Source organism: Shewanella sp. 125m-1 (assembly GCF_052977065.1).
The window spans coordinates 1-8,453 of record NZ_JBRILT010000078.1 but is presented as its reverse complement, the minus strand read 5'-3'; the positions used below and the strand labels follow the sequence as shown (position 1 = coordinate 8,453).

The following is an 8,453-nucleotide window of genomic DNA, read 5'->3' as shown; positions in this document are numbered from 1 at the left end:
ATGAGTATATGCCTATCCTTGACTCTTTTTAGAGTACAGTTTGATAAGCAGTTACACAAAGTTAGTTACAGTCTCCATTTTCTCAATTTAAGTTATTCCCAACCGACTAGAGTTACTTCCCCCTAATTCAATTAAACATATTGAAAGCTCTGCAAAATAAAATCGCACCTTTAACTTGATATTCCCCAGCCTTAAAAGACGTAAAAGGTGTATTACCGGAAAAATGATGCTGTTTAAAAAACACATTATCGACATGAACACATGACTCTGTATAGTCCGCCGTTTTTACAGCACCCATCCCCACATTTATAACGACAAAAACGAATCCCAGCGCAACAATAGCAATGATACAAACATTCAATATTTTCATGATTCCCTTCTTTATAAAGTCCCTACAATCATACTCATAATATTGTTTAATGTTATAAAGTTAACTGCTGTTTAAATTTTGCAGGGAGTGTACTGTATCGCTTATATTTCGTCCACCCGCTCAAGCAACAGTTCACCCCAAGCGATGCGTTCGAGCTTATACTTGAGTCTCATCATGAGTATAGGGTTGCAACGCAGGGATCATAAAGCCAGCATAGAGGCAGGATAGTTTTTTAGTGCGATCCTTAAGTTCTGAAACGTTTAAATCTCTACCGTTTAAATCTAACTTCATGCAGTATCAATCCTTTAGCAGTTTGTCTATGCTAAGCCAATCTCAGTTAATAGGTTAACACTCATGTATAAAACCCTGCGAATCTACGCCTCGATTGCGTTCTTAATGTTTTCTATCCCAGCTCTAGCTGAAGAAGTAACAAGAGTTACCTTAGAAAATGGCGCCACGGTTAAACTAAACGACGACTTTACTTGGGAATATGTCATTCTTGAGAGTCAAACAAAGCCTGATACCGCAGTGCCTGTCACTCTACCAGCAACTGTCGGCGCTGCAGCGATTGCAGACAGTACAGCGGTTGCAAAAAGTGCAGCAGTAGCAGGAAGCGCAACCGCAGTAGAAAATACAACTGCCACAAAGAATGCAACGCGAGCAACAACGGCAGCTGTACCAACAACACTACCGGCTAACACAGAAACACTGACATCAAATGCTATTGCACAATCTGAACTATTAAAATCAACTGCTAAAAGCGGCGTAAAAGTCAGCTTGTTAAACAGCCAATGGGATGACGATGGTCGTCTTGGACTCACATTCGATCTGAGCAGTAACAGCCCTGAGCACTATGTAATGATTCAGTTAGAGATCAGCCTATTCGCCGATTCAGGTGCATTAATCAAAAAAGAAACCGTCAAGGTATGGCAGGCTATTTTCAGAATTCCAGATACTTATCTTCGCAAAGGACAGACTCGCGATAGCCGCGTATTCTGGGTAGAGGGCATCGACAAAGCTCAGTGGAGCAAGCAGCTGATGAGTTTAAAAATCGGTGAGATGGATTCACGCATGTAAGCAATAGCGAAATGAATACCTAAGCGCACAATCGAAGCCTGCGGTGCTCTACCAACGCAGGCTTTTTGCTTTATCCCGCCCGCCCAGCTGCGATAATACTATTCTAAGTTTTCCATAAATCTATTTACAACAACAGAAATAAAACCATTAAATAATACTATCAACACTAACAAGTATAAAAAGCACACCTAAACCAAGTTAACTTAATTCAAAATAATTATATTTTCAGGACATTCAAAAAGTATTTATTAAACCAATAAAAACTATTTCATTAAATTTATCAAAAACACACAAAACAAAATCAAAACACCACCCAAGTGCTTACACAATCAAGCACACTAGTCACTAGCTAACTACACACTCAAAATATTAGACAGCTTATTACACACTGAGATTAATCTTTAATATAAATAAAAAATAATTTTTTGCTCTTTTTCGCTAGCGACAGATCTAACTTTAAAATGGCGAAAAAAACGTCTCAGCTCTACTTCACTAAGCGACAGCCAAAAAAAGGGCCCTTAGGCCCTTTTTGCAACGACTAACTGGATCTACAACCTATAGGCTTGGCAAAATACCGACTGGCAAGTAAGCGTTGTAGCTGGCTGTTAGCAACAAGTTAGTTGCGGCTTCGATATCTGGGCCGAAGAAACGGTCCTTATCGTAGTAAGTCACCAGCTCACGTAACTCTGCTTTGGCTTTAGCCACGGCGAACGCTGGTTGCAGTGGACGACGGAAATCTAAACCCTGCGCTGCAGCAAGCAGTTCAACCGCCAATACACCACGAGTGTTTTCTGACATGTCGCGTAGTCGGCGCGCCGCAAAGGTTGCCATCGACACGTGATCTTCTTGGTTTGCAGAGGTTGGCAAGCTATCGACTGACGCAGGGTGCGCGTAGGTCTTGTTCTCTGATGCCAATGCAGCAGCCGTTACCTGCGCAATCATAAAGCCTGAGTTAACCCCGCCGTTTTCAACCAAAAATGGAGGCAGTTTCGACAGATTAGAGTCAATCAACAACGCGATACGGCGCTCAGCGATAGAACCAAGCTCAGCAATCGCAATCGCTAAGTTGTCCGCAGCCATAGCCACAGGCTCGGCGTGGAAGTTACCACCAGAGATAATATCGCCAGTGTCTTGGAACACCAGTGGGTTATCGGTAACGCCGTTAGCTTCTGTGCCGAGCACGTCTGCCGCGTGGCGAATTTGAGTTAAACATGCGCCAAGCACCTGTGGCTGACAACGCAGTGAGTAAGGATCTTGTACCTTTTCACAGTTAACGTGATCTAGGCTGATCTCAGACTCATCACCGAGCAGATGACGGAACACAGCCGCCGAATCAATCTGACCTTTTTGACCACGAGCAGCGTGAATACGTGCATCAAACGGGCTACGACTGCCCATTGCCGCTTCAACGCTCATGGCACCAATCACTGAGCTTGCAGCAAACAGATCTTCTGCGTTAAACAGACCTTCAAGTGCTAATGCCGTTGAAGCTTGAGTACCGTTAAGCAGTGCTAACCCTTCTTTGGCCGCCAGTTCAAGTGGTTTAAGCCCGGCGATTTCAAGACCCTGCGCGGCGCTAATTAGCTGACCTTTATAACTCACTTCGCCTTCTGCAAGCAGTGGCAAACACATGTGTGATAGCGGCGCTAAGTCACCCGATGCACCGACAGAACCTTTCTCTGGCACACAGGGATAAACTTCAGCATTCACTAGTGCGATCAGGAAGTTAATCACCTCTAAACGAATGCCAGAAAAACCACGGCTCAGTGAGTTGATCTTCAATACCATCATCAAGCGCACAGTCGCATCGCTCATAGGTTTGCCGGTACCTGCAGCGTGAGACAGCACAATAGAGCGCTGTAGCAGTTGCAGGTCGTCAGCAGCAATCTTGGTGTTTGCCAACAAGCCAAAGCCGGTGTTAATACCGTAAACTGTGCGGCCTTCATCCAATACTTGCTGTACTAGCCCTGCACTGGTGTTGATATCGGCGATAGCACTTTGTGCTAGCTCTAATGTTACCTTGCCACGACTGATCTCACGGATTTGCGATAGGGTTAACGTACCCGGAGTTAATACTAAATGACTCATGTTAATGCCTCTTATTCTTATACTGCTCGATGAGAGCGGCTTATAGCATTGGCAGGTCTAAGCCCTGCTCTTTTGCACATTTTTTAGCGATATCGTAGCCCGCATCGGCGTGACGCATCACCCCTGTTGCCGGGTCATTCCACAGTACGCGACCTAAGCGCGCCGCAGCGTCATCACTGCCATCTGCCACAATCACCACACCTGAGTGCTGGCTAAAGCCCATACCAACACCACCGCCGTGATGCAAGGATACCCAAGTGGCACCGCTTGCCGTGTTCAGTAGTGCGTTCATTAACGGCCAATCCGATACCGCATCAGAACCATCGAGCATAGATTCTGTTTCGCGGTTAGGGCTAGCAACAGAGCCGGAATCTAAATGGTCGCGACCAATCACAATTGGCGCAGAAAGCTCGCCATTTTTTACCATTTCGTTAAAGGCGAGTGCCAAACGAGCACGATCTTTTAAGCCTACCCAGCAGATGCGTGACGGCAGACCTTGGAAAGCGATACGCTCGCGCGCCATATCTAACCAGTTGTGTAGATGTGGATTATCAGGAATAAGCTCTTTTACTTTTGCGTCGGTCTTGTAGATATCCTCAGGGTCGCCAGACAGTGCCACCCAGCGGAATGGGCCAATGCCCTCACAAAATAGCGGACGTACATATGCAGGCACGAAACCGGGGAAGTCAAAAGCGTTTTCAACGCCTTCTTCAAATGCCATTTGGCGGATGTTGTTACCGTAATCGGTGGTCGCTGCGCCCGCCGCTTGTAGCGCTAGCATGGCTTTTACTTGCACTGCCATTGACTGCTTGGCCGCTTTAACCACTGCCGCTTCGTCGGTTTTACGCATTTCAATCGCTTGCTCTAGCGTCCAGCCTTGTGGCAGGTAACCATTTAGCGGATCATGCGCCGAGGTTTGGTCAGTCACTACATCAGGGGTAATACCGCGTTTAACCAGTTCGGCAAATACGTCAGCTGCGTTACCAAGCAGACCAACCGAAACGGGCTTGCCATTAGCATTAGCTTCATCAATCATCGCTAAGGCTTGATCAAGGCTAGTGGCTTTTTTGTCGACGTACTTTGTTCGTAGACGGAAATCGATGCGGGTTTCATCCACTTCACAGGTCAATACAGAGTAACCCGCCATAGTGCCCGCTAGAGGCTGCGCGCCGCCCATGCCACCTAGGCCACCGGTTAAGATCCATTTGCCTGCAGACGAACCATTAAAGTGTTGCTTAGCCATAGCAACGAACGTTTCGTATGTGCCTTGGACAATGCCTTGTGAGCCGATATAGATCCACGACCCCGCTGTCATCTGGCCATACATGGCCAGCCCTTTTTTATCTAACTCGTTAAAGTGTTCCCAGTTTGCCCAATGTGGCACTAGGTTAGAGTTAGCGATGATCACCCGTGGTGCGTTACTGTGGGTTTTGAATACGCCAACTGGCTTACCCGACTGCACCATTAAGGTTTCGTCTTCTTCAAGGCGCTGCAGTACCTCAATGATTTTGTCGTAACACTCCCAGTCACGTGCCGCACGGCCAATACCGCCATAAACCACTAAGTCTTCAGGACGCTCAGCCACATCGGGGTGCAGGTTGTTCATCAACATTCGCATAGGTGCTTCAGTCAGCCAGCTCTTACAGCTGAGTGTTGTTCCTGTCGGCGCTATAATGCGGCGGCTCGGATCATGTCTCTTATCCATCGGTACTACCTCGTTCAATTTGTTTTTATGTTTTTCTTATCAGCTTATTTTTAAGCTTTATATTTACTGTCTTACTGTCAATTCTTTGGTAAATCATTAGTGAATCATTGCTAAAGCGTTTTGTTGATCGCTTTTACTTACATAGCGGCAGCCCACTGCGTCTTTACTCCCCAGCGTCTTTAACTAAAGGTCAGGTGGCCACCTAATTTAAATCGACTGCCGGGATGCACTAAGCGTGCAAAACTCACCACACCTTGGCGTGACCAAGTTCGGCGAGTAATCTGTAAACACGGCTCTGTGGCGGCAATTTGTAACAGGGCTAACTGCGCAATATCGGCCATTTTGGCCTCGATAGTGTGCTTAGCTTCGGTTAACGGTGCCACCATAGATAAATATTCATGGGGAGTTTGCAGCGTAAAATCTTGCGCTAAATACTCGGGTACCAGTTTAGGGTTAACAAAGCGCTCTTCTAGCTGCAGCGGTGTACCTTGCTCGCAGTGGACTAATACCGACTGATAAACCGCGCCGCCCTCTTCTAGCCCCAGCGCAATCGCAATCGCGCCCGTTGCCGTGGTTTGAGTCAGCAACACTTGTTGCACACTATAACCGTGACCACGGTCTTTGATCTCATCGGCAATATTGCGGATCGCCATCATCGAAGACTGAGTTTTTAGGCCTGCAACGAAAGTGCCTAAGCCTTGAGAGCGCTCTAATACGCCTGATTCGGTTAGCTCAGTAACGGCGCGACGGGCCGTCATGCGGCTGCAATTAAACAACTCGGCCAATTGATTTTCAGATGGCACACGGCTGTCTTCAGCCCATTCGCCAGACTCAATTTGCGCTAAAATATATTGCTTAATCTCTTCAAACTTTGGCGTTGCCATTAACTATCCCGTTGCTATTAAACTTGCTGCCCGCTATTTACATGCTCAAAAACTCGGCTACAATCCTAGCTTGTATATACAAGTAAATACAAGCTAGCTCACAAATTAATTTTAGTGCTGATATTTGGTGTTAGTATTCAAGTGCCACAAAAAACAACCTTAAAGAGAACTGCATCATGTCATGGGATCAAGTCTGGATAGATATCAACATCGCTACAATGTCGCCAAACATTTCAGCGCCTTACGGTGCCATTACCGATGCAGCGCTTGCTGTACAGGACGGCAAAATAGCTTGGGTTGGTAAGCGTAGCGAACTGCCTGAATTTGATGTATTCGCCACGCCAATTTACAAAGGTAAAGGTGGCTGGATCACCCCTGGATTAATCGATGCCCACACCCATTTAATATTTGCAGGCAACCGCGCTAATGAATTTGAACTGCGTCTACAAGGCGCGAGTTACGAAGAGATCGCCCGCAGCGGCGGTGGCATCATTTCAACCGTCAAAGCCTGCCGCGAAGCCGATGAAGCCGAACTATTTGAGCTGGGTCGCCAGCGCCTAAACGCACTCGCTAAAGAGGGCGTGACCACAGTAGAAATCAAGTCAGGTTATGGCCTAGATATCGAAACCGAGCTGAAAATTCTACGCGTCGCCCGCGAACTGGGTAAGCATCATCATGTAGACGTTAAAACCACCTTTTTAGGCGCACACGCTATTCCACCAGAATACAAAGACGCTCTCGGTAGTACAGAAAGGAGCGATGCCTATGTGGATCTGGTGATCAACGAAATGTTACCGCGCGTGATTGCAGAAAACCTTGCCGATGCTGTCGATGTGTTTTGCGAGAATATCGCCTTCAATTTAGAACAAACCGAACGCGTACTCTCCGCCGCAAAAGATGCTGGACTGGATATCAAATTGCACGCAGAGCAGCTTTCTAATATGGGCGGCTCTGCCTTAGCAGCCAAGCTTGGCGCTAAATCGGTAGATCACATCGAATATCTTGATGAAGACGGCGTAAAAGCATTAAGCGAAAGCGGTACCTGCGCCACAATTCTTCCCGGCGCATTTTACTTTTTACGTGAAACCCAACACCCGCCAATCGATTTGCTGCGCAAATACAAGGTGCCTATGGTGGTCGCCAGCGACTATAACCCGGGCTCATCACCAATATGCTCAAGCTTATTGATGCTCAATATGGCCTGTACGTTACTGCGTTTAACGCCAGAGGAGGCGTTAGCAGGCATGACGCGCAATGCCGCCAAGGCGTTGGGCATTGATGACCATGTCGGCGTAATAGAAGTCGGCATGACCGCCGATTTCTGCATGTGGAATATCAGCACCCCAGCGGAGCTGGCGTACACCTATGGTGTGGCATCGTGTGTGGATGTGGTGAAAAATGGTCATCTCGTACACCAATGATATGTAATGCCTGAGCGATGAGGCTTTCTCATCGTTTTAGGCGTACTGTTTGGCCTCAGAGTTTACCTTTTTGAAGTGTCTTTTGGGTTCGGAGTCGCTAATGACTTAGCTGATCGCTGCTAGGTCTAAATGCTACCAATGACCTGCGGTCAGCGTATGTGCAGATACTTCTTAGGCACGCTACGAGTACGTCCCTGTAAGCTCTGCGATGGCATCCATGCCATCAAAGGCCTAAGCCGCATCTACACTAGGTTAGAAAAGCACAATCATTTAGCGATGGTGGTTTCTTCGAAGTAAGCAAAGCAGCTTAACTGTTTCTGCTTTTTGTATCTAATCACCTCAAAGGCAACTTCCTGCACTAATGCAGCTAATGACCTGCGGTCGGTGCTGGACAGGATGTCCGAATGTCGTGATCACATGGATGTGAAGGAACGACCTTATGTGCAGATACTGCCGTGACACGCTGTGAATCCATCCCTGGAAGCTCGGCCATGACAAACAACATCCCTGTTTAAAGGCCAGTTCGGCATCCTGCCTCTCGTTCGAGAGCTTGATAACTCCGTTATCTCTCACCAGATCATGGACGGTCACGGCCGTATCTGCACCGGATTAGAAAAGCACTATCTCTAGGTTTCTGTGTTCACAGATACAAGCTACAAAACTAAAATTAGCCACTGAATTTACAGGAAACTCCAATTCCCCATCGGAGTTGCCGAAGTGCGTTGGAATCAATCACGTGATGCCGACAGGGATGTCGGCGTAGCTTTCGCGGGGCAGGATGCCCCATCGGAAGCGTTAGTGATTTATCCATAAGCATGAGGATATTGTGGTTTAATAAACTTGTACACCGATATGAGGTAAACTGCCCTTAATATAGAACGGTGTAAACGTAATGAAGACTCAACCAA

Annotated in this window: 7 protein-coding genes; 2 read left to right on the top strand and 5 right to left on the bottom strand. The window is 47.0% G+C overall.

The features are described from left to right. Nucleotides 1-127: 127 nt before the first annotated feature. Both ACVBIK_RS20385 and ACVBIK_RS20380 read right to left on the bottom strand, forming a co-directional pair. On the bottom strand, nucleotides 128-370 hold the full coding sequence (locus ACVBIK_RS20385) for a hypothetical protein (protein WP_447170394.1): 243 nt from the start codon (nucleotides 368-370) through the stop codon (nucleotides 128-130). Between the two features lie 156 nt (nucleotides 371-526). Next, nucleotides 527-661, bottom strand: coding sequence for a hypothetical protein (locus ACVBIK_RS20380; protein ID WP_447170393.1), 135 nt, complete (start codon nucleotides 659-661; stop codon nucleotides 527-529). A gap of 63 nt (nucleotides 662-724) precedes the next feature. Here ACVBIK_RS20380 and ACVBIK_RS20375 point away from each other — a divergent pair, with 63 nt between their 5' ends. Next, the gene (locus ACVBIK_RS20375; protein ID WP_447170392.1) at nucleotides 725-1,447 is read left to right on the top strand and encodes a DUF3157 family protein; all 723 of its coding nucleotides are present in this window, start codon (nucleotides 725-727) and stop codon (nucleotides 1,445-1,447) included. A gap of 555 nt (nucleotides 1,448-2,002) precedes the next feature. Here the strand turns inward: ACVBIK_RS20375 and hutH are convergent. The 3 genes from hutH to hutC all read right to left on the bottom strand — a co-directional run bounded on the left by hutH (nucleotide 2,003) and on the right by hutC (nucleotide 6,124). Further along, a complete protein-coding gene (gene hutH, locus ACVBIK_RS20370) occupies nucleotides 2,003-3,535 on the bottom strand; it encodes a histidine ammonia-lyase (protein ID WP_447170391.1) in 1,533 nt (510 codons plus the stop codon). A gap of 40 nt (nucleotides 3,536-3,575) precedes the next feature. After that, the gene (gene hutU, locus ACVBIK_RS20365; protein WP_447159121.1) at nucleotides 3,576-5,240 is read right to left on the bottom strand and encodes a urocanate hydratase; all 1,665 of its coding nucleotides are present in this window, start codon (nucleotides 5,238-5,240) and stop codon (nucleotides 3,576-3,578) included. Nucleotides 5,241-5,419: 179 nt separating this feature from the next. Beyond that, complete coding sequence (gene hutC / locus ACVBIK_RS20360; RefSeq protein ID WP_447159122.1) at nucleotides 5,420-6,124, bottom strand: histidine utilization repressor; 705 nt, start codon at nucleotides 6,122-6,124, stop codon at nucleotides 5,420-5,422. A 176-nt stretch (nucleotides 6,125-6,300) separates the two neighbouring features. Between hutC and hutI the strand changes: the two genes are divergently transcribed. Then, nucleotides 6,301-7,545: an imidazolonepropionase gene (gene hutI, locus ACVBIK_RS20355; protein ID WP_447170390.1), complete on the top strand. Its 1,245-nt coding sequence runs from the start codon at nucleotides 6,301-6,303 to the stop codon at nucleotides 7,543-7,545. The last annotated feature ends 908 nt before the right edge of the window (nucleotides 7,546-8,453 follow it).

What these genes read in the sequence shown, in the direction of transcription:
- hutU (WP_447159121.1), bottom strand. Translation starts at nt 5,240, where the DNA reads ATGGATAAGAGACATGATCCGAGCCGCCGCATTATAGCGCCGACAGGA.
- ACVBIK_RS20380 (WP_447170393.1), bottom strand. Translation starts at nt 661, where the DNA reads ATGAAGTTAGATTTAAACGGTAGAGATTTAAACGTTTCAGAACTTAAG.
- ACVBIK_RS20385 (WP_447170394.1), bottom strand. Translation starts at nt 370, where the DNA reads ATGAAAATATTGAATGTTTGTATCATTGCTATTGTTGCGCTGGGATTC.
- hutH (WP_447170391.1), bottom strand. Translation starts at nt 3,535, where the DNA reads ATGAGTCATTTAGTATTAACTCCGGGTACGTTAACCCTATCGCAAATC.
- ACVBIK_RS20375 (WP_447170392.1), top strand. Translation starts at nt 725, where the DNA reads ATGTATAAAACCCTGCGAATCTACGCCTCGATTGCGTTCTTAATGTTT.
- hutI (WP_447170390.1), top strand. Translation starts at nt 6,301, where the DNA reads ATGTCATGGGATCAAGTCTGGATAGATATCAACATCGCTACAATGTCG.
- hutC (WP_447159122.1), bottom strand. Translation starts at nt 6,124, where the DNA reads ATGGCAACGCCAAAGTTTGAAGAGATTAAGCAATATATTTTAGCGCAA.